The 21,364-nt window shown below is 72.0% G+C and carries 16 protein-coding genes; 7 read left to right on the top strand and 9 right to left on the bottom strand.

What is annotated here, in order from left to right; translation table 11 throughout:
• Positions 1–34: 34 nt before the first annotated feature.
• Both ACFV9H_RS07325 and ACFV9H_RS07320 read right to left on the bottom strand, forming a co-directional pair.
• The gene (locus ACFV9H_RS07325) at positions 35–1,117 is read right to left on the bottom strand and encodes a phosphatase PAP2 family protein (protein ID WP_385394513.1); all 1,083 of its coding nucleotides are present in this window, start codon (positions 1,115–1,117) and stop codon (positions 35–37) included.
• Positions 1,118–1,342: 225 nt separating this feature from the next.
• The gene (locus ACFV9H_RS07320) at positions 1,343–2,458 is read right to left on the bottom strand and encodes a hypothetical protein (protein WP_385394510.1); all 1,116 of its coding nucleotides are present in this window, start codon (positions 2,456–2,458) and stop codon (positions 1,343–1,345) included.
• Between the two features lie 282 nt (positions 2,459–2,740).
• Here ACFV9H_RS07320 and ACFV9H_RS07315 point away from each other — a divergent pair, with 282 nt between their 5' ends.
• Both ACFV9H_RS07315 and ACFV9H_RS07310 read left to right on the top strand, forming a co-directional pair.
• Positions 2,741–4,381 carry an MFS transporter gene (locus tag ACFV9H_RS07315; protein ID WP_385394508.1) on the top strand — a complete coding sequence of 547 codons (1,641 nt, stop codon included), beginning with the start codon at positions 2,741–2,743 and terminating at the stop codon, positions 4,379–4,381.
• A gap of 524 nt (positions 4,382–4,905) precedes the next feature.
• Complete coding sequence (locus tag ACFV9H_RS07310) at positions 4,906–6,075, top strand: acyl-CoA dehydrogenase family protein (RefSeq protein WP_385394505.1); 1,170 nt, start codon at positions 4,906–4,908, stop codon at positions 6,073–6,075.
• A 9-nt stretch (positions 6,076–6,084) separates the two neighbouring features.
• Here the strand turns inward: ACFV9H_RS07310 and ACFV9H_RS07305 are convergent, their stop codons facing one another.
• Entirely contained in the window at positions 6,085–6,543 is a 459-nt protein-coding gene (locus tag ACFV9H_RS07305; protein WP_385394502.1) for a cell division protein SepF, read from the bottom strand.
• Positions 6,544–6,829: 286 nt separating this feature from the next.
• Here ACFV9H_RS07305 and ACFV9H_RS07300 point away from each other — a divergent pair, with 286 nt between their 5' ends.
• The 4 genes from ACFV9H_RS07300 (at position 6,830) to ACFV9H_RS07285 (ending at position 10,641) form a co-directional block, all read left to right on the top strand.
• Positions 6,830–8,140: a DUF5685 family protein gene (locus ACFV9H_RS07300; RefSeq protein ID WP_385394500.1), complete on the top strand. Its 1,311-nt coding sequence runs from the start codon at positions 6,830–6,832 to the stop codon at positions 8,138–8,140.
• Positions 8,141–8,227: 87 nt separating this feature from the next.
• Positions 8,228–9,043 (top strand): DUF1684 domain-containing protein, encoded by an 816-nt coding sequence (locus ACFV9H_RS07295; protein WP_385394498.1) that lies wholly within the window; start codon positions 8,228–8,230, stop codon positions 9,041–9,043.
• Between the two features lie 136 nt (positions 9,044–9,179).
• The gene (locus ACFV9H_RS07290) at positions 9,180–10,064 is read left to right on the top strand and encodes a S1 family peptidase (protein ID WP_385394495.1); all 885 of its coding nucleotides are present in this window, start codon (positions 9,180–9,182) and stop codon (positions 10,062–10,064) included.
• 97 nt (positions 10,065–10,161) lie between these two features.
• Positions 10,162–10,641: a hypothetical protein gene (locus ACFV9H_RS07285; RefSeq protein ID WP_385394492.1), complete on the top strand. Its 480-nt coding sequence runs from the start codon at positions 10,162–10,164 to the stop codon at positions 10,639–10,641.
• Positions 10,642–10,664: 23 nt separating this feature from the next.
• On the opposite strand, the gene ACFV9H_RS07280 is transcribed toward ACFV9H_RS07285, so the two are convergent.
• From ACFV9H_RS07280 to fxsA, 6 genes are all read right to left on the bottom strand, one after another.
• A complete protein-coding gene (locus tag ACFV9H_RS07280; RefSeq protein WP_385394491.1) occupies positions 10,665–11,561 on the bottom strand; it encodes a DUF4231 domain-containing protein in 897 nt (298 codons plus the stop codon).
• A gap of 81 nt (positions 11,562–11,642) precedes the next feature.
• Positions 11,643–15,629 (bottom strand): FxSxx-COOH system tetratricopeptide repeat protein, encoded by a 3,987-nt coding sequence (gene fxsT / locus ACFV9H_RS07275; RefSeq protein ID WP_385394489.1) that lies wholly within the window; start codon positions 15,627–15,629, stop codon positions 11,643–11,645.
• Entirely contained in the window at positions 15,613–17,016 is a 1,404-nt protein-coding gene (locus ACFV9H_RS07270) for a TIR-like protein FxsC (protein WP_385394487.1), read from the bottom strand. The genes fxsT and ACFV9H_RS07270 overlap by 17 nt, the downstream gene beginning before the upstream one ends.
• 80 nt (positions 17,017–17,096) lie before the next feature.
• Positions 17,097–17,855: an aminoglycoside N(3)-acetyltransferase gene (locus ACFV9H_RS07265; protein WP_385394644.1), complete on the bottom strand. Its 759-nt coding sequence runs from the start codon at positions 17,853–17,855 to the stop codon at positions 17,097–17,099.
• A gap of 230 nt (positions 17,856–18,085) precedes the next feature.
• Positions 18,086–20,332 carry a radical SAM/SPASM protein FxsBH, inactivated beta-hydroxylase extension form gene (fxsBH, locus tag ACFV9H_RS07260; RefSeq protein ID WP_385394484.1) on the bottom strand — a complete coding sequence of 749 codons (2,247 nt, stop codon included), beginning with the start codon at positions 20,330–20,332 and terminating at the stop codon, positions 18,086–18,088.
• A 29-nt stretch (positions 20,333–20,361) separates the two neighbouring features.
• Positions 20,362–20,526: an FxSxx-COOH cyclophane-containing RiPP peptide gene (fxsA, locus tag ACFV9H_RS07255; RefSeq protein ID WP_385394482.1), complete on the bottom strand. Its 165-nt coding sequence runs from the start codon at positions 20,524–20,526 to the stop codon at positions 20,362–20,364.
• 281 nt (positions 20,527–20,807) lie between these two features.
• Here fxsA and ACFV9H_RS07250 point away from each other — a divergent pair, with 281 nt between their 5' ends.
• Positions 20,808–21,350, top strand: coding sequence for an NADPH-dependent FMN reductase (locus ACFV9H_RS07250; protein WP_385394479.1), 543 nt, complete (start codon positions 20,808–20,810; stop codon positions 21,348–21,350).
• Positions 21,351–21,364: the final 14 nt, after the last annotated feature.

Below are 21,364 nucleotides of genomic sequence, written 5' to 3'. Positions count from 1 at the left end.
TGGGGTGGTGCGTACCGCCCCCGCGGTGGGTTGCTCAGCCGCCGGCCACCGGCCGGGCCGCCGCGGCCCCCCGGGCGGCGGCCCGCTCGCCGTGCGCCGGGCGGCGGCTGCCGACCGGGGTGACGGGCGTCCGCTCCGAGCGGATCACGTGCTGCCGGCCGGACACGTGCGCGGCCGGCCGGGGCGCCGGGGAGTGCGCGGCGACCGCGGTGACCGCACCGGCCGTGGCCGGCTGCGCGGCCGGCGCCGCCGCCAGCTCCGGGACCGGGTCGGCGACGGGCCGGAGCTGCCACTTCCCGCCCGCGGACAGGAGCGGGGTGAGCGCGGTGACGACCGGAGCGGGCATCCGCCCGGTCTCCGCGCGACGGCGCAGCAGCTCGCGCAGCTCGAAGACGTAGGCCTCGACCCGGGCGATCAGCGGCTCGAACCAGGGGAGCGCCAACAGGATCAGCAGCCCCGCGGACCAGCCGAGCAGCACGTCGCTGACCCAGTGCGTGCCGAGGTACACGGTGGTGGCGCCGACGCTCAGGGAGACGACCGCGGACACCACGGACAGCACCCGCCGGGTGACCACGGTGGAGGCCAGATAGGCCAGGATCCCCCAGGTCACGACGGCATTGGCGGTGTGGCCGGAAGGAAATATATCGCCGCCCGCGAAGAGTTCGGCCGAGCCGATCTCGGTGGCGTAGTGCGGGCCGAGCCGGCCGAGGCCGAGCTTGACGGCCCCGACGGTGACGTTGAGCAGCAGCAGTGCCACACCGAGGGTGATCATCGGTCGGAGGGTGTGCTGCCGCCAGGAGCGCCAGCCGAGCCAGGCGGCGACCATGACCGCGGTGGGCCCGCGCTGGCCGAGCACGACGAGGTAGTCGAGGAAGGCGTGCAGCTGCGGCCACTGCTCGTAGGGCCGGAAGAACATGATCTGCCAGTCCAGGCGGACGAGCCAGGACGTGGTCAGTACGGCCACCACGATCGCGAGGTAGAAGGCGAGGGTCGATCCCAGGAGTACGACGCGGTGCCGGCTCATCTGCGGGGTTTGCAGATGAGCCGGTCGCTCTGGTTCCCGGTCCAGCCGGGCGAACACCCGCTCCAGACGGGTCAGGATTTGGTCGGTACGCACTCAATCGACGTTACCGCGCGTTGATGCTCAGCCCGGGCGAATCGCGGGCTTTGTGATGACCATGTGATGTGGAGTTGGTCTCACGCGGGACTTAATTGCGGGTATTTCGACAGCGGTTGGCGCGGCCTCGATCCGCATACCGGTAATTGATTCACGCGCTTACCCGAGCTTTATCAACGCAGGCCCTTTCCATTCTCTATGGGCCGGGTTCTCCATGGGCCGGGCCTACGGGGGCCCCGACCCGTTCAGCCAGAACGCCCCGTAGACCGCCGAGGCCAGGGCCCCCGCGCCCAACACCACGCCCGCCCGCAGGGTCCGCCACCGGGCCAGGGCCAAGGCCACGGGCAGCAGCAGGGGGAAGGCGGGAAGCAGCAGCCGGGGCTTGGAGCCGAAGTATCCGGACGCGCACAGCGCCAGCGCCACGAGGATCCCGCAGTACACGAGCAGCGGCGCCGGCTGCCCCTGCCGCACGCACTTCCCGTACAGCCACAGCACCAGCACGACCCCCGCGATCAGCCCCACCCCGGCGAGGAAGGCGGAGGAGGCCAGCTTCCCGCCGATGAACCGGGCGAAGGCCCAGCCGCCGTCGAAGCCGTTGCCCCAGCCGCCCTGCACGTCCAGGTATCCGAACAGCCCGCCCCCGGTACGCGCCCCGACCCACAGCACGTACGCCGCCGCGCCCATCGGGGCCAGCGCCCCGCCGACCGCCATGCGCCAGGAGCGCTCCCCGCGCCGCCAGGCCAGTACCGCGGTCACCCACACCGCCGCGACCACCGCCGCCCCGACCGGGCGGGTCAGACCGGCCGCCGCCGCGAGCAGGCCCGCCGTGAGCCACCGGCCGCGCAGGGCCCCGTACAACGCCCAGGCGGCCAGTGCGGTGAACAGCGGCTCGCTGTACGCCATCGACTGCACGATCCCGACGGGCAGCGCCGCCCACACCCCGACGGCGAACACCCCGGCGCGGCGGCCGTGGAGGAGGTCGGCGACCGCGAAGATCCCCCAGGCCGCGGCTAGCCCCGCGACCACCGACACCACCAGGCCGGCGGAGCCGTGACCGAGCCCGGTCGGTGCCGACACCAGCCGCTCCAACCAGGGCAGCAGCGGGAAGAAGGCCAGGTTCGAGTGGACGTCGCCGTTCGGGAGGACCACCTCGTACCCGTACCCCTCGGCGGCGATGCGGGCGTACCAGAGCGAGTCCCAACGGGCCGACAGCAGGGTGTGCGGGCTGCTGCCGGCCGCCGAGCACCACACCGCGAGCACCGCCAGTCCCAGCAGCCGGACGGCCGCGAAGACGGCGAGCGCGGGCGCGGCCCGGCGAAATCCAAGATCTTTCACGGGCATGATTATCGGTGGCGGCGGGCGGTGACCCCGGTCAGAACCACGGGCCGTGAGCGCGCGTGTACGCGGGGGAGGGCCGGGGGTGGGGGGAGTGGCACACGCCACACGGAGGGCGCCGCCGGGATGAGAGCTTGGCCACGTGCCGGGCAGGCGAACTCGCGTACGCTGATCGTTCACTCGCGTGTCGATGCCGGACCCCGTTGGACGCCGCACAGCGCACCACCCCCCGTGGCTCCACAAGACGCTGGTCCGCCGAGCCCGAGGGATCACCTGGGAGGTACATGCATGGCGGGGACGAACGCGGCCGGGGTCAAGGCCCCTTCCCCCTGGCAGCGGCTGAGCGCGGCCTCCGGCGGAAGCAACCGCTGGGTCGTCCTGGCCGTCCTCTGCGTCAGCCTGGTCCTCGTCGCCCTCGACGCGACGATCCTGCACGTCGCCGTGCCCTCGGTCACCGAGGACCTGCGCCCGGGCTCCATCGAGCTCCTCTGGATCGTCGACGCCTACCCGCTGGTCTGCGCCGCACTGCTGATCCTCTTCGGCACCCTCGGCGACCGGGTCGGCCGCCGCCGCATCCTCCTCCTCGGATACGGACTCTTTGGCGTGGCCTCCGCCATCGCGGCCCTCGCCGACAACGCCCAGGTCCTCATCGCCGCGCGCGCCCTGCTCGGCATCGGCGGGGCGATGATCATGCCCGCCACCCTCTCGATACTCCGACAGGTCTTCCCCGACCGGCGCGAGCGGGCACTGGCCATCGGCATCTGGACCGCCGTCGCCGCGATCGGCGCCGCGAGCGGGCCGGTGCTCGGCGGATTCCTCGTCCAGCACTACTGGTGGGGCTCCGTCTTCCTCATCAACATCCCGCTGATGGCGCTGATCCTGCCGCTCGGACGCCGGCTGCTGCCCGAATCGCGCGGGGCGGCGGACGGGCCGTGGGACGTACTGGGCGCGCTGATGGCCGCCGCCGGTGTGCTCGGGGCGGTCCTCGGGATCAAACGGCTCGGCGCGGAACGGCAGCTGTTCGACGCGCAGGCGCTGGTGCCGCTCGCGCTCGGCGTGGTGCTGCTGGTGCTCTTCGTACGGCGGCAGAAGCGGCGTACGCACCCACTGATCGACATGCGGATGTTCTCCCGGGCCGCCTTCACGACCTCGGTCGGCTGCATCGTGCTGGCCATGCTGGCGCTGGTCGGCCTGGAGCTGATCGCCGTGCAGTACCTCCAGCTGGTACTGCACCTCAGCCCGCTGGAGACCGGCCTGCGGCTGCTGCCGCTCACCTTCGCCGCCATGGCCGCGGGCGCCACCGGCTCGTACACGCTGGCCCGGATCGGGCCGCGCACGATGGTCTCGCTGGGCTTCGTCCTCACCGCCCTCGCGGTGCTGCTGCTGACGCTGATGGGCCAGCACGACCGGCCGGTGCTGCTGACGGTCGGCTTCGTCCTGCTCGGCTTCGGGCTGCAGACCACGCTGTTCGCGGCGTACGAGTCGATGCTGAGCGAGGCCCCGGCGGCGACGGCCGGCGGCGCGGCCTCCATCGGCGAGACCTCCTACCAGTTGGGTGCCGGCATGGGCATCGCGCTGCTGGGCAGCGTGATGAACGCGGCGTACCGGCCGGGGCTGGTGGGCGTACCGGGGATTTCGGCGGCGGACTCGGCGGGCGCGGCCAATTCTCTGGGCGAGGCCTACGCGATCGCCGCGCACCTCGGGGGGCCGGCGGGGGCCGCCCTGTACGAGGCGGCGCGACAGTCGTTCGTGCACGGGCTGCACGTCACTCTCGTGGTGAGCGCGGGGTTGCTGTTCGCGGGGGCCGTGATGGCGCTGAAGCTGCCGAAGGTCATGGAGTGTGGGGTCGAGGTGTCGGCCGAGCCGGTGCGTTTGCCGGCGCAGGCGAAGGCCGAGCCGTGCCCGGCTCCGGTGGAGCACGCGGGCTGACCGTCGGGTGCGGCGCCGCCGCCGGGGCGCTGCCCCGGTCCCCGCGCCTCAAACGCCGGCGGGGCTGGATTTGGCCGATGCCGCCGGACCGGCGCGGCTCAGGCTCCGCCCCCGGTCTCCGCGTCTCATCGCCGGCGGGGCTGGATTTGGCTGGTGTCGGCTGACCGGCGCGGCTCAGGCTCCGCCCCCGGTCTCCGCGTCTCATCGCTGGCGGGGCTGGATTTGGCCGGTGCCGCCGGACCGGCGCGGCTCAGGCTCCGCCCCCGGTCCCCGCGTCTCATCGCCGGCGGGGCTGGATTTGGCTGGTGTCGGCTGACCGGCGTGCCTCAAACGCCGGCGAGGCCGGATTCTTCTCGGCGGAGCCGGATTGGTTCGGCTGGGGGTGGATTTTGTCCGGGCAGAGTGACTAGCGTCAGCGGCACCGCGCAAAACTTGCGCTGCTAGGTTCCATCGGCCGGGCCGGTCGCGCCCGCGGCCCCCGGCACCACGCGGCCTTCAGGCCGCCCAGGCCGCCGGGAGGCCCCGTGTCCTTCGTACCCACCGATCCGCTCGGGCTCGACGAGCTCCTCGGGCCCGAGGACCTCGCGATCCGGGACACCGTGCGCGGCTGGGCCGCCGACCGGGTGCTGCCGTACGTCGCCCAGTGGTACGAGAGCGGTGAGCTGCCCGGGATCCGGGAGCTGGCTCGCGAGCTCGGTTCCATCGGGGCGCTCGGGATGTCCCTCACCGGCTACGGGTGCGCCGGCGCCAGCGCCGTTCAGTACGGGCTCGCCTGCCTGGAGCTGGAGGCCGCCGACTCCGGCATCCGTTCGCTGGTCTCCGTACAGGGCTCGCTGGCCATGTACGCGATCTGGAAGTACGGCTCCGAGGAGCAGAAGCAGCGCTGGCTGCCCGGCATGGCGGCCGGTGAGCTGATCGGCTGCTTCGGTCTGACCGAGCCCGATGTGGGGTCGGACCCCGCCGCGATGCGGACCCATGCCAAGCGCGAGGGCAGCGACTGGGTGCTCAACGGGCGAAAGATGTGGATCACCAACGGGTCCGTCGCGGCGGTCGCCGTGGTGTGGGCGCAGACCGACGAGGGGATCCGCGGATTCGCCGTCCCGACGGATGCTCCGGGGTTCTCCGCGCCGGAGATCAAGCACAAGTGGTCCCTGCGGGCATCGGTGACCAGTGAGCTGGTCATGGACGACGTTCGGCTGCCGGCCGATGCGGTGCTGCCGGGAGTGACCGGGCTCAAGGGTCCGCTCGGCTGCCTCAGCCACGCGCGGTACGGGATCATCTGGGGTTCCATGGGCGCGGCGCGCGCCAGTTTCGAGTCCGCGCTCGACTACGCCAGGACGCGGGAGCAGTTCGGGAAGCCGATCGGGGGCTTCCAGCTCACGCAGGCGAAACTCGCGGACATGGCCCTCGAACTCCACAAGGGCATCCTGCTCGCCCACCACCTGGGCCGGCGGATGGACGCGGGCACCCTGCGGCCGGAGCAGATCAGCTTCGGCAAGCTCAACAACGTCCGCGAGGCCATCGATATCTGTCGCACCGCGCGGACCATCCTCGGTGCCAACGGGATCTCCCTCGAATACCCCGTCATGCGGCACGCCACCAACCTCGAATCGGTCCTCACCTACGAGGGCACCGTCGAGATGCACCAACTGGTGCTGGGCAAGGCGCTCACCGGGCTCGACGCGTTCCGGTGAGGGCCCTGCCTAGCTCTGGTTGAAGAAGTCGCGCGAGCGGCCGGCGGGCTCGCCGCTCACGATCTGGGTGTCGGCCGGGGTCAGGAGGAAGACCCTGGTCGCCACCCGCTCGATCGAACCGCGCAGCCCGAAGGTCAGTCCGGCCGCGAAGTCGACGACGCGCTTCGCGTCGCCCGGGTCCATCGAGGACAGGTTCACGATGACCGGGACGCCGTCGCGGAACAGCTCGCCGATGCCACGCGCGTCACGGAAGCCGTCCGGGGTGACCGTCGCGATCCGACGGCCGTGCTCCACCGCCGACTCGGACGCCACCTTGACCCGGGGGTCGGTGACCCACTGGTCGCCGGGGCCGGAAACCGGGCCGTTCTGGCGCTCCACCGCCGACTCGTAGTCGTCGTCGTAGTAACGCTCGTCGTCGCTGTCCTCCACGAGACCCAGCCAGGCACTCGCCTTGCGCACCGAACCCATGGACTGCCTCCTTTCATCGCGGTCAGTCTGTCTTCTCTCCGCTGCCCCTATGCTCGTCCATGATGCTGACAACGCGCCAAGTGGATAGTCGCCGCGCAGGGGTTTCGTGACGGTACTGGTGCAGAACATCCGTTGCACGGTCAAGGATCCTGGCAGCTACCACTGCTGTCTGAGTGAAAATACGACTGCTGCCGCCGTACGGGTGAGCGATTGCGGCGTACGGGTGAGGGCCGGGGGTCGGTACGATGCCCGGCAGGCACGCGTACGACACACGGGGGAAGCACTTTTGTTCGGCATCGTCAGACCATGCACGCACCGGCTGGGGGAGCGGTTCAAGGCGGAGTGGATGGCCCATCTGTGCGGGCTGTGCCTGGCACTTCGGGGCGACCACGGCCAGTTCGCGAGGATCGTCACCAACTACGACGGGCTGCTCGTCTCCGTTCTGACGGATGCTCAGTCCGGTCCCGCCGCCGGCGCCCGGCGCACCGCGGGCCCCTGCCCGCTGCGCGGGATGCGGACCGCCTCCGTGGCCAACGGCGAGGGCGCGCGGCTCGCCGCGGCCGTCTCGCTCGTCCTGGCCTCCGCGAAGGTACGGGACCACGTGGCCGACCGGGACGGGCTGTTGGCCCGCGCCCCCATCGCCATGGCCGCCCGCAAGGTGGCCCGCGGCTGGGACCGGGCCGGTGCGCGCACCGGAGCCTCGCTCGGTTTCGACACGGCGGTGCTCGTCGACGCCGTGGACCGGCAGGCGGGCATCGAGACGCTGGCCGGGCTCGGCACGTCCGTGCTCGTCGTGACGGAGCCGACGGAGACCGCGACCGCCGCCGCCTTCGCCCATACCGCGCAGCTCGCCGGACGGCCAGGCAACGCCCCCGCGCTCGCCGAGGCCGGCCGCTACTTCGGGCGGCTCGCCCACCTGCTCGACGCCGTGGAGGACCAGGCCGCCGACGCCGCCGCGGGCGCCTGGAACCCGCTCACGGCCACCGGCACCTCGCTCACCGAGGCCCGCCGGCTGTGCGACGACGCGCTGCACGGCATCCGGCTCGCGCTGCGCGAGGTCGAGTTCGCGGACGCGGGGCTCGCCCACCGGCTGCTGGTGCACGAGCTGCGCACGTCGGTGGACCGGGCCTTCGGCACCAGCAGCTGCGGGCACGGGCACGCGGCGACGAACTCCACAGGGCAGGGCGGCGGCCCGTACGTCGCGAATCCTTACGCGGGCAGCCCCCAGTCGGGCGGGAGCCCCTACGCCTCCGACCCCTACGCCTCCAACCCCTACGCGCCGAGCGGTCCCGGCACGGCCCCGCCCATGGGGCCGGGCCCGGGCGGCCCCGGCTGGGGCGGCGGCGGTCACGGTGGTGGCGGCCTGCCCCCGCAGAAGCCGCGGCGCGGGCTGCTCGCCGGCTGCGCGGTGGCCATCGGGCTGTTCTGCACCTGCCAGCTGTGCTGTGCCGAGCACGATTCTCCGTGGTCCCGGGAGAAGAAGGAGCCCTGGTGCAACAACTGCGACTGCGGCAACTGCAACTGTGACGGCTGCAACTGCTGCGGCGACGGCGGTTGCTGCGACGGCTGTGACTGCGGCTGCGACTGCGGCTGCTGAGCCCCTTTCGGATTCCACGCGTCCGGACGGCGTACCCCGGCTTCACCTGGGGTTCCCGTCCGGACCGGTGTGGAAGGGTTGAGCGGCATGAGCGATGACGCAAATGATCCGCAGGCCGCCTGGTACGCCTGGCACGAGCATCGGGTGGCCACCGTGTCCGCCCCCTACGGTCCCCTCGCGCTGATCGGCACCCACTGGCTCGCCGACTACCCGGAAGGTCGAATTCCGGCCGTTCCGGGGCGCTGGAGCGCGATCGACGACGGGGTGGCGCTGAGGGCCGCCCCCGAGGATTCCCTTCAGCTCGACGGCGAGCCCTTCACCGGTGACGCGGTACTCGCCGCCGACGAGGGCCCGCCCTCGCGCTCCCGGCTCACCACGGGGGATCTGCGACTCGTCGTGATCCGGCGCGAAGGGGAGTGGGCGGTACGCGTCTTCGACCCCGACTCCGAGGCCCGCCGGGCCTTCGGCGGCATCGAGGCGACCCCGTACGATCCCGCATTCGCGCTGCCCGGGCGGTTCAAGCCGTACGCCGAGCAGCGGACCGTCCAGGTGGACAACGCCGACGGGCGGGAACGCGGACTCGGCATCGGCGGTGAGTTGAGCTTCCGCTTCGCCGACGCCGAGCACACCCTCCAGGTCGCCGTCGACGAGGACGACGGCAGCCTCTGGGCCGTCTTCGGCGATGCCACCGGCGGGCGCTCCAGCTACCGGTTCCGCTTCCTGAAGCCCGGCGTCCCGGGGGAGGACGGCGCGGTCACCGTCGACCTCAACCGGGCCCTGCTGCCGCCCTGCGCCTTCGCGGACCACTTCATCTGCCCCTTCCCACCCCCTGGGAACACGCTGCCCTTCGAGGTGGCGGCCGGCGAGCGGCGGCTGAAAGGCGCCCTTGCGACCGGTATCTGACGACAGGACACTCCCGACAGCGCTTGTCAGGGGCACGGCCAAAATTCACGCGCCGGTCATGCCCCCGACTGCGCCTCACGGGCGCCGGCACCCCCACAGCCGCCGGGCCCCCGAACCCTCTCCAGGAGGACGAGAAGTGAGGATCAAGCGCATCACCCGTACCAAGCTGCTCGCGGTGGCCACCGGCCTGGCCGCCGTGGCGGCGCTCGCGGCCCCCACTGTGGCGAGCGCCGAGCCCCAGGACAGTGGTTTCAGCGAGGCACGGCTCGCCTCCGCCGGGGCATCCGTCCTGCGCGCCGACGTCGCGGGCACCGCCTGGCACACCGACCCCGCCACCGGCACCCTCGTCGTCACCGCGGACTCCACGGTCTCCGCCGCCGACATCGCGAGAATCAAGCGCGAGGCCGGAGCCGAGGCCGGGGCGCTGCGCATCGAGCGCACGCCCGGCAAGCTGTCCAAGCTGATCTCCGGCGGCGACGCCATCTACGCGTCCAGCTGGCGCTGCTCGCTCGGCTTCAACGTGCGCAGCGGCACCACGTACTACGTCCTGACCGCCGGGCACTGCACCGACGGCGCGGGCACCTGGTGGACCAACTCCTCCCGCACCACCACCATCGGCCCGACGGTCGGCTCCAGCTTCCCCACCAACGACTACGGCCTGATCCGCTACAGCAACACCTCGCTCGCCCACCCCGGCACGGTCGGCAGCCAGGACATCACCAGCGCGGTCAACGCCACCGTCGGCATGTCCGTCACCCGTCGCGGCTCCACCACCGGCACCCACAGCGGCTCGGTGACCGGCCTCAACGCCACCGTCAACTACGGCGGCGGCGACATCGTCTACGGCATGATCAAGACCAACGTCTGCGCCGAGCCCGGCGACAGCGGAGGCCCGCTCTACTCGGGCACCCGCGCGGTCGGCCTCACCTCGGGCGGCAGCGGCAACTGCTCCTCGGGCGGCACCACCTACTTCCAGCCCGTGGTCGAGGCCCTCAACGCCTACGGGGTCAGCGTCTACTGACGGTGACCCACGCGCCCCCGCCGCACCCCTGGACGTCCTCCCGCCATCTGGGAGGATGTCCAGGGTGTCCGTGTCCACGGGGGAGGCAGGGTTCCGAATGAAGCGAATCGGCGTGACCGGGCACCGGTCCATTCCGGGCGAGGTGCTCGCCCACGTGGAGAGCGGCCTGCGCGCCGTACTGGGGGGCCACGAGGGGCCGTTGGAGGCGCTGTCCAGCCTCGCCGAGGGAGCGGACCAGCTGTTCGCCGCCATCGCGCTGGAATACGGCGCGGGCCTCACCGTGGTGATCCCCAGCGGGGACTACGAGGACGCCTTCGAAGACGCCGAGTCCCTCGCCCGCTACCGCGGACTCAAGCTGCGGGCTTCGCAGGAGATCCGGATGGACTTCCCCCGCTCCACCGACGAGGCCTACTACGCCGCCGGCACCTACATCGCCGACTCCTGCGACCGGCTCGTCGCCGTCTGGGACGGGCTGCCCGCGCGCGGGCACGGCGGCACCGCCGAGATCGTCGCCTACGCCCGCTCCCTGGGCAAACCGGTCACCGTGATCTGGCGCGAGGGCGTGACCCGGGACTGAGCCACGCCCTCGGACAACCAGCCTCAACTGCTGTGCCGGGCCAGCCAGTCCGTGTGCTGCGGGGAGACGTACCGCTCGGTCTCGTACACCGCCGAAGGCCACTGGGACTCGGTGATGGTCGTCTGCATCACGACCATCATCGCCGCCAGGTCCTGCTCGATCAGCGTGTGCGCCTCGATCAGCGGATGGTGGCGGCGCACCTCGTTCCAGGCGATGCCGGCCGCCGCCGCCGCGCTCAGCAGCCCGGTCAGCTTCGGCCCCGGACCCGAGCCGAACGCCCCGAACACGGCGAACAACAGGGCCAGGCAGGTCAGCAGCACGATCGTCCACGACCACAGGGCGGTCGCACGCCGGGACACCTCCGTCTTGCGCTGGTACCAGTTGCGCTGCTCGATCAGCCGGTCCCGAACGTACGTCTCGCGCCGCACCTGGTAGTCCAGCCCGCGCAGCCTGAACATCGCGCCGGTGATCTCCCCGCCCTCCGGCACCGTCCCGGAGGCCCGCGGATCCTCCCAGCCCATCTTCTTCAGCTCGTCCAGACCAGCCTCCAGCCGCGTCCGGTACGTGGCCTCCGCCCCCGCGACCTCGCTGCCGAACGGCGCCCCGTGCACGGCGTACCGCCACGCCAGGGACTTGATGAACTCGGCGGCGCTCCGGTTGAGCTGCCACTGCGGGCGGGCCCGGCGCCTGGTCGCCCGCATGCCCACGCCCAGCACCCCGGCGTACGCGAGCACGCTCAGCAGCCCGATCGGGTACAGGGAGCCCAGCTGGGGACCGGTGGGCAAGGCGGCGGCCGCCGCGGCCGCGACGAGCAGCAGCAGCTGGGCGCGCGTCGCCTGGGTGGACTCCCGCTGCCGGGAGATCGCCGCCTGGTCGGTGTGGTGGAAGAGGGCCGGCAGGTCCTCGTTTCGAAAGGTCATGCTGTCGGGCACAGCGCCCCCCTGCTGTCGAAATGGCGGGCGGCGGGGGGCCGGTGCGGCCCCCCGCCGCCCTCCTTCGGATCACACGGCGAGCGGCTCCAGGTCGCGGTGGACCCGCCGCTCGTCACGGGCGTACCGGGTCAGCCCGTGGTCCTCGCCGAGGAGCCGCGTCAGCTCGGCGACCGCCTCCGCCCGCAGCCGGGCCGCCTCCTCCTTGCGGCCCATCGAGTCCAGGCTGACCGCCATGTTGGAGGCGCTCGCCAGCGTCTCGGGATGGTGCGCCCCGAGCGCCTCGCGCAGCCGCATCACCGCGAGCCGCTCCAACTCCAGGGCGCCCTCCGGATCGCCCAGGTCGGCCCGGGTGTTGGCCAGGTTGAGGTTGGCGAAGACGGTGTGCGGGTGGTTGTCGCCGAGCACGTCCCGCATCAGCCGGATCGTCTGCCGCAGCATCTTCTCCGCCGTCTCCGCCGCGCCCGTGCCCCAGTGGAACACCGCCAGGTTGTTCACGGCCGCCAGGGTGTACGGGTGCCGCTCGCCCGGCACCTTCATGTACTCGTCCACCACCTCCTGCGCCAGGTCCCGCGCCCCGCCCGGGTCCCCGGTCGCGAACATGTCCGAGGCCAGGTTCAGCTCGCAGGACAGCAGGTCCGGGTTGACCGAGGTGTACTTGGCCCGGTAGCGGGCCCGGGTGGCCGTGGTCAGCCGGAGGGCGTCCTCCAGCTGGCCCGCCCGGCGCAGCGACACCGCGAGGTTCTTCGCGGCCGCCAGGGTGCCCGGGAAGGCCCGGCCCAGCGTGCGCTTGTAGCTCTCGTACGTCCGGCCGAGCAGCTGCACCGAATCCTCGTACCGGCCCACCTCGCGCAGGTCACGGGCGAGGTTCTGCGCGGAGGACAGGGTGTACGGGTGCTCCGGCCCGAGCACCTCGGTGCGCAGGTCGTGCACCTCCTGGTCGATCTCGCGGGCTCTGGTGTACTGCCCGACCAGCCGCAGGTTCAGCGCCAGGTTGTTCGCGGCGGCCAGCGTGCGCGGGTGTGCCTCGTGGAAGATCTGGCTGAAGCCCTCGTGCGCGTCGGTCGCCAGCTCCATCGCCTCGCCGTACTGGCCCAGGGCGCCCAGGGTGTTGGCGAGACCGCTCATGGTCATGTACGTGTGCGGGTGCGAGGGGCCGAGCACGGCCTTCTGCCGCTCCAGCGTGACCTCGTCCAGTTCCTTCGCCTCCACGAACCGGCCCTGCGAGCGCAGGATGTTCGACAAGTGGAAGCGCAGGTACAGGTACTGGAGGTCGTCGTTGCCCAGCATCTCCTTCCAGGACTCCCGCAGCTCCTCGCCGAGCGCGTACGCCGCCTTGAAGTCACCGCGCTTCCACAGGTAGCGGACCCGGTCGATCAGCAGCCTGCGCGTTTCCGGCTCCTTGCAGAACCGGGCCTCCGACGGGGTCAGGTGCGACCAGATCGTGTTGAACCGCGGCCAGGTCTCCGGGTTGTCGATCGGCTCGTCGTCGTCCGGCCGGGCGCCCGCCAGGATCCGGTGGACGGAGTGCCGGGCCTCCCGCTGCTCCTCCTCCGTCATCTGGGACCGGATCACGGCCTGGACCAGACGGTGCACCTGGATGCTGTTGCTGACCTGGTCGACCTTGGCCAGCGCGAACCGGCCGATCTCCCGGATCACCCGGCCCAGCACCAGCTTCTCCTGCAGCGAGGAGTCGTACGGCTTGAGCGCGTCGATCATCTCCTTGCTGTAGAGCAGGTTCGCCGAGATCGGCTCCGGCGCCAGGAAGGCGCAGAGCTGGAGCAGCCGCACGGCGGCGGGGGAGCGGGACTGCAGCCGCTCGATGGAGATGTTCCAGGTGGCGGCCACCGGCTCCGGATATCCCGGCGGCTGGTTCAGACCCAGCACCCGGGCGGCCTGCTGGGCCAGCTGCTCGATGTACGCGGACACCGGGGTCGCGGTCTCCGCGATCCACGCGCCCGCCTGCTCGACGGCGAGCGGCAGGTCGCCCACCGCTATCGCCACCTGCTCGGCGTCCTCCTTGCTGAGCCCGGGAGCCCGGCGCTGCAGGTGCTCGATGGACTCCTCGCGCAGGAACACGTCCACGGGCAGCGCGTCACCGTACTGCGACCAGGACTGGTTGCGGGAGGTCACCAGCACGTGGCCCGGGCCGCCCGGCGGGAAGTACCGCTTGAGCGTCTCGGGATCGTCCGCGTTGTCGAAGACCAGCAGCCAGCGCGAGGACGGCACCCCGCGCCGCAGCAGGTCGATCGCCTCCTGCGAGGCGGCCGCCATGTCCTCGCCGGTCTGCGCGCCGAGGCGTACGGCCAGCTCCGCGAGGGCCGCGACCACGTCGTCGGTCTGTTCCGAGGAGATCCACCACACCAGGTCGTAGTCGGCCATGAAGCGGTGGACGTACTCCAGCGCCACCTGGGTCTTGCCGACGCCGCCGAGACCGAACAGGGTCTGCGGCTGCGGCAGCACCACGGAAATCCCGCCGCCGAGCTGGTCGCGCATCCGCTCCAGCACCATCGAGCGCCCGGTGAAGCCGGGATTGCGGGGCGGCGCGTTCCAGATCTTCGGAACGGTCCCCGGGAAGCGCGGGCCGGGCTGGGAAGCACTGGCCACGGTGTCGTTCAGGGCCATCGGCCGCTCCACCGCGCGCAGCAGGGCGGTGGTCGCGTGCACCTCGTCGAGCCGGAAGAGGTCCACCGGATTGCGGTCGATGTAGGGCGTCGCCAGGCGTACGTCGCCCACCCGCAGCGCCACCAGATGGCGCCGGCCCCCGGTCGGGTCCTCGGCGGCCGCCCGCTCCCACACGTCCACGGCCCGGGCGGACTTGAGGTAGGCGCTGGAGAGCAGCACCACCGTCCGGGCGGCATTGTCGACGCTGATGCCCGCCCCGCCGATGGTGTCCCCGGAATCCGACCCGGCCACCCGCTCGGCGGACACGTCCCTGGGGACGACGCGGAAACCGGCCCGGGTGAGCACCGACTCGATCCAGTCGGCCCACATCCGGTTCTCGGCGACGTAGGAGAGGAACAGGTCGGCGGGGAGCGCCGGGCGGCGCCGGGTGAAGGCGTCCCGGATGCGCAGGCGCACCTCCTCGCCGATGACCGGCATCGAGGTGATGGCGCCCTCGGTGACCACGGTGGTGAGCCGCTCGAAGGCGGAGAGCAGGGAGTTGGTGAGCCCCGCCTCGTCCCCGAAGGTGGCCAGGGTCTCCTCGTAGGCGTAGTAGGGGCGGTACGGAATCTCCACCGCGCCCCAGTAGGAGGTGAGTTCGTCCCCGACGAGTCCGTTGGGGAAGCGGTCGAACTTGATCCGGGCCAGCGCCCGGCCCGCGTCCGCCTTCTCCTTCTCGCCCTCGTCGATGCGCATCGGAACGGGGTAGATCTTGATGCCCCGGTCGCCGAACCGCTCGTCGATCTGCCGGGCCACCGCGGCGGCGCCGTCGATGGACTGGTCGGAGAGGGTGAAGCAGTCGACCAGGACGTCCGGGAGGTGGACGGTGCAGATGTCCGCGATGTCGGACAGGCCGGTCCGGCTGTCGATCAGGACGTAGTCGTAGTTCCTCTTCATGTCCTCGCGTAAGGCGTCGAAGAAGAGACCACCGCCGAGCCGGTCGTAGAAGTTGTCCCAGTCGAAGGTGGAGACGGTCGCGGAGTACTCGCGGTTCTGCCGGCCCGCCGACACGAAGTCGAGGGTGCCGCCGTCCGGGAACTCCCAGCCGAGGGTCTCGGGGGTGAGGGAGACCGCGTGCGGCTGGATCCGCGCGTAGTCCCTGTGCCAGTCGTCGGCGCGCTGCACCGGGCTGGTGGCGGCCCACGCGTACTCGCTGATCAGATCGATGACCCCGGTGGTGGCCCCCAGGGTGGAGGGGTCCAGGAAGGGGTGGAAGAAGCGGTGCAGGCCAGGGGCCTCCAGGTCCCAGTCCACGGCGAGGACCCGCTTGCCGTTGGCCGCGAGGATCCAGGCGGTGTTGGCCAGCGCCATGGTGCGGCCCGTGCCGCCCTTGTACGAGTAGAAGGTGACGATGCGTCCGTCACGGCTGTCTTCGCTGTCACGACTCGCTGTCATCCGCGTCCCCCCGGTCTGTGTCGTCGGTGCTGTCCTCGGTGCCGTCGCCGTCGCCGTCTTCGCTCTCGGCGGTGTGACCGTCGTCGTGCGCGTCCGTCGGGAAGGGGACCCTCGGCGGGGCGGGCGGTCCGCTCATCCCCATGGGCCCCAGCAGCCGCGGCCGTTCGATCTGGGCGTTGCCGGCCGGCAGGTACACCTGGGCGTGTCTGAGGAACTGCTGGGCGGCCGCCTCGACCACCTGCGGGAGGATCTGGCCGAGGGTCTCCATGCTCGCCACGCCGTTGGCGGCGGCCCGACAGGCGGCCCGACCCTGTCTCATCTTGACGGGCAGGGTCTCCTCCAGCCGCCGGGTCAACTCGGCCTCCTTCGCGCGGCTCTGGCTGTCGTAGCGGTTCCACGGCACGACCACGTTGATCCACGGGCGGTGCTCCTGGTCGAAGGCGGCCAGCCGACGGCGCCGGTGCTCGTCCTCCACCGCCCACCGGTCGACGATCAGGATCTCCGGCCGGGTCGGCGGCTGCTTGCTGTCGAAGTGCCCGGCCTCGTCGTCGAAGGAGGCCACGGTGGTCTGGTAGTTGAGGTTCTTGACCAGGTCCTCGGCGACGTACGCGATGGGCCGCTGGGCGACCGGATGGTACGGGTTCCACTCCAGCGCGCTGTCCCCGTAGTACTCGGGGCTGCGCCCCTCCGGCAGGTCGTGCCGGGAAGCGGCCGCCACCGTCACGTGGAGGGTGCGGGAAAGGCCCCCGGCGGGGCTTTCGGTGGTGCCGAAGGCGCTCGGGACCACCCGGTAGTCCACCGGCCGGACGGGGGCGAGGTCGATGTTCTTGCCGACGTGGACGATGCGCCGGGCGAGCTCGTACACGGCCTTCTCGTACTGCTCGGCGTAACCGCGCAGCTTGATCAGCCCGTACAGCCCGTCGGTGACGTAACGCTCGCCGAAGGTGTTGTGGTTGAACTGCAACCGCTCGGCGGGACCGGGCAGTTGGGCGGGCGGCACCGGCACCCATAACGCGGGCACGATGGCCTCGGGCGGCTCGCCGCCGGGGCTGACCGCGCCGTGGTGAATGGCGCGCTGGGCGAAGGCGTACCACTCCTTCCCGCACATCTGGCTCTTGAAGTACCGCGGTGAGAACAGGGGAACGAAGACGCGGCAGTTGGCGAGCGCCTCGGCGAGCCGTTCCGACCAGCCCTCACCGCTGCGTATGTCCCGGTCCATGAAGCCGACCGGGAAGCCGGCGGGCAGGTCCGTCATCGCCATGACGTGGCCGCAGAGATCGCGGAAGAGGCGCTCCACCCACATGTCCGGGTCGGGTCCCCCCGCTCCGAATCTCGGCGTATGCGCGTAGCTGAGAAAAAAGTACGGCTCCCCTTTTTTTGCGGGCACACGACCCCCGTCCCGAAGATTGCGAGCGAAGAAACATCATTCCGGAGCTGCTTCGCCGCATCCCCTCATCGTTCAGTCAATCAGCGTCTGTTTTCGGTCATCCACTCAAGCGCGTGATCAACGGCATCCGGGAGGGAGAAGAGCATGGCCGACGCCCCTCCCACCCGTCCCCTGCGCACCCGGGCATCCGGGAACGCGCCGCCGATCTCGGCGAAATCGCTGTCGTCCAGCGCGACGTCCTCGTACGCGGTCCACTCCCCCTCTTGCAGGTACCCCTGCCGGTCTTGCGGGTACCCCTGCCCGCCCCCTGGAAGGTTCACCTTCACCACACACTCGTACATGCGCAAGGGGGGCTTCGGAATTCGATACTCCGCGAGGTGGAATGCGGAGCAGACGGAAAATCCCACATTGATCATGAGTACCTGGGCCCCCTCCCAGCACATCTTTCCCAAGGGGGACTCCTCGCCCATGTGGCTTTCCAGGCGGTGACCGGAGCAAAGCCGCCGCGCGTCCTCGCCGAGGGCGGCGAAGGAGGTCTGCGGGTGGGAGCTGCGCGCGGCGCCGGGCGAGGTACGGACGGCCTCGGCGAGGGCGCCCATGCCCTGGCTGGGGGTGCTCGCCGGGTCGAAGGCGGGCATCCGCTCCCGGAAGGCCCGCACCTCGGGCTCGGTCAGGCCCGCGACACGCGCCAGGTGGGCGCTGGAGGTGGTGGAGTTCTCCGGGGTGAACGTGGGGACCATCAGGGTCCCGCGCGGCCCGAGCACACCCAGCAGGGCGTCCCGCAGCGGCACCGGGGCCAACCCGGTACCCCCGAGCGAGGCGTGCACCAGCAGCCGCATCCCCGGCCGCACCCCGAGCAGCCGCAGGTGCACCGCGAGCGCGAGTACGCCTCGCGGCTCGCCCGCGGGGGTCCGTGCCGCGGCGGCGCGGACCGGGCCCCGGGCCGCCCCGGCCGGTCGAAGGTCCGCGGTCCGGCCCCGCGGGGCGGGGAACAGGTCTTCGCCTGACGGTGCGGCTGCGGCTGCGGCTGCGACTGCGGCAGGGACGGCGTTGTCCCGGCCGGAGGCGCTCACGCGTCGACCGCCTTCAGTTCCCAGCGGAGTTCCGCGACCAGGCGCTTGCCGGTGGTGGTCAGCTCGGCCGCCTCCGAGAGGCGGTCCAGGGCCTGGTGGATGCGGTCCGAGCCGCCCGGTTCGGGCGACCGCGTGGCCCGCCGGTAGGCCTCCACCGCGACCCGCTCGTGTACGTCGGCCAGCAGCCGGGAAACCGGGACCGGGCGGGAACGCCACGGCGAGGGGTGCTGCCACTGCCCGTCCAGCGCGTACAGGTCGGTCACCTCGGTCAGCGCCCGCAGCCGGGCCCGGCGCCGCCCGGTGAGCAGCGCCAGCGCCGTCTCCGGGACCCCCGCCTCGTACGGCACCCCGAGCGCCCCCGGCCCGTGCCGGCCCGCCTCGCCCCAGTCGCCGGCCCGGGGGCCGCCCGCGAGCGGGGTCAGGGTGGTCAGCCCGCCGGCCGCCGCCGGGGCGAACTCCGGTACGGCCGAGCGCAGCAGCGCCCACGCCGCGTCGAGGCGGCCCCGCCACTCCTCGGCCTCCCCGGCGCCGAGCCGCAGCCTGGGCGGGCGGGCGAAGCAGTTGCGGTACGGGTCGAGGTCCTCCAGCGCCACCGGGGCCTCGTCCGGCCCGGGCGACCAGGTCCGTACGGGCTGCCAGCGCGCGTCCCCCGCCGCCGGGCCGAAGCGGTGCTCGGTGCGGCCGTCGCGTGCTGCGTACCCCTCCTCGGTGACGCGCAGCACGGCCCGGCCCTCCGTGCCGGGCTCCCCGAGCCGCAGCAGCCCGAGCGTCGGCAGGTACACCTCGCCGTCCCGGAAGGCCACCTCGGCCGGCAGGTCCAGCCCGCCCCGCAGCACGGCCGCCGCCGCGAGCGCGGTCAGCCTGCGCGCGGCCTCGGGGCCGTCCGGGGCGCCGCCGCCGTCCAGGGCCGCCAGCACCCAGGTCCGGGTGAACGGGTGGTCCAGTACGGCGTCCAGCGCCCGCACGCCGGCGTCCCCGGCCCGCTCCACGGCGCCGAGCAGCTCCCAGGCCCGCGCCCAGCCGGGCTCGGCGGCCAGGTCGGTGTGCAGGCGGGCCAGCAGGACCCGGGTCAACTCCTCCTGGGAGCGGGCCAGCCGGGCGGGATCGGTGAGCTGCGGCGCGGTCTCCCGGGCGGCGGTGCGGCCCTCGACCCCGTCCACGAGCTCGCGCAGATCGGTGCAGTACACGGAGGGGTTGTCGAAGCCGTTCGACTCCCGGTAGCGGTGGGTGTAGAGCCCTCCGCCGCACGAACGTACGACGGGGCACCGGCGGCACGCGTCGCTGACGCCCGCGAGGCCCAGCTGCCTGGCGCGGACCCCGGGATGGGCCGCGACCTGGTCAAATGCGTGGTCGAAGACGTTGAACCCGGTGGCGGCGGCGCCCTCGAAGGCGCTCTTGAGGGAGTCCACCTGCTCCAGGCTCCCGTCGGTCTCGACCACGACGAGGTCGGTGGGCGCGAGGCCGAGGGACTCGGTCAGGCTGGGACCGCCGCGCAGGGTGGACAGCAGCGACTCGAAGAGCCGTACGGGGACCGGCCGTTCGCGGCGCTCCCAGTGGTCGAAGATCCGCAGGAGCCAGCGGGCGTACGCGTCGGACGCGCCGTCGGGGCGGGCCGGCGGGGCCTCCCAGGTGGCGTGGGGGAGCAGGAAGTCGACGCGCGGCGGCTCCAGTTCGACGAGCGCGTCCAGTACGGCGACGGGGTCGTTGGCCACGTCCACGGTGCAGAGCAGGCCCTGGTAGAGGTGGCGGTACGGCGCGGAGCGGAGCAGGGCGACGGCGGCCAGGACCAGCGGGTGGCTCGTACGGCCGTCCGCGAAGCGGCGGTGGCGGTCGTTGGCGGCACGGTCCCCGTCGAGGGAGATGCCGACCCGCACGTCGTACTCGTCGAAGAGATCGAGGTAACGGGTGCTGAGCTGGAGCCCGTTGGTGTGGATCCGCAGGTCGAGGTCGGCGATTCCGGCGAGTGCCCGGGTGAATTCCTCGCACACGAGGCGGAGTCGGGCCGTGCCCGCCAACAGGGGTTCCCCTCCATGGAGGATCACCGTGACGGAGGGGAGTGCATGGTCACGGGCATGTTCGGCGAGCCGCGACGCGGTCTGTGAAATAACCTCGGGGGAGATCACTTTCGGCCGGGCTCGCCAGCTCTGATCTGCGTGTTCGTAGACATAGCAATGATCACAAGCAAGATCGCATCTGCTGTGAACTTTCAGGACGATCTCGCGAAAAGCGATCAGGCCGGTCATTCCACCAGTCTAGAGCGCTTACTCCACCGTCAGAGTGCGGAGTTGAAGATGGGGGCCTGGACGGAGCGGCGGGATTCCGTCTGCAGCACGCGGCCGAGTGCGGCGGTCGCGGACGCGCTGCGGACGTCGATCCGGTCGAGGGGGACCCGGTCGGCCTTGACCGTGCTGGTCGGGGGGGTTGCGGAAGTGTTCACGACACCGTCCTTGGGGAAGCCACGTTGAATGGGCATGTGAATGGCAGCAGCGACGCGCTGCTGTCAAGCGTGGACTTTACTCGGCCACACCCCATTGAGCGACCGAGACATGACGCCTGATCAACCGTTCTATAGAAAGCGTGCGGCATTACCCGAGGTCGGCTATTCGTCCGTTCGCATCACGGCAAGATCCATTTCTCTTCCCGGAGGCGTCGGCGCGGTCGTGAGCCGGCCGTGAGACGGGCCTGACCTGCGCCGGACCCGGTCGGTAGGTTGGCCGGATGACCACTGAGCCACTGATCCTGCTGTTGTCCGGAAGTCTGCGTGCCGGTTCCTCCAACGAGGCGGTGCTGCGCACCGCGCACGCCGTGGCCGCCGAGTCCGCCGGGGGCGTACGCACGGCGCTCTACGAAGGCCTCGGGGAGCTCCCGCACTTCAACCCCGACCACGACACCGACCCCCTGCCCGCCCCGGTCGCCGAACTGCGCGCGGCGATCGCCGGGGCCGACGCGCTCCTGGTCTGCACGCCGGAGTACGCGGGCACCCTGCCGGGCTCCTTCAAGAACCTCCTGGACTGGACGGTCGGCGGCACCGAGATCGGCGACAAGCCCGTGGCCTGGGTGAACGCCGCCGCCCCGGGCCGCGGTGGCGGCGCCGAGGCCACGCTGCGCACGGTCCTCGGCTACACGGGCGCCGCAGTGGTGGAGGAGGCCTGCGTACGGATCCCGGTGTCCGGGCAGCAGACCGGCCCCGACGGGACCCTCGCCGACCCGGCGGTACGGGCACGGCTCGGCGAGGTGCTGGGGCTGCTGGTGGGCTCGTAGAGCCTGGGCTGGGC

Source organism: Streptomyces sp. NPDC059874 (genome assembly GCF_042731135.1).
Lineage (GTDB): Bacteria > Actinomycetota > Actinomycetes > Streptomycetales > Streptomycetaceae > Streptomyces.
Note: the sequence above shows the minus strand (reverse complement) of the source record. Positions and strands in the feature narration are given on the sequence as shown.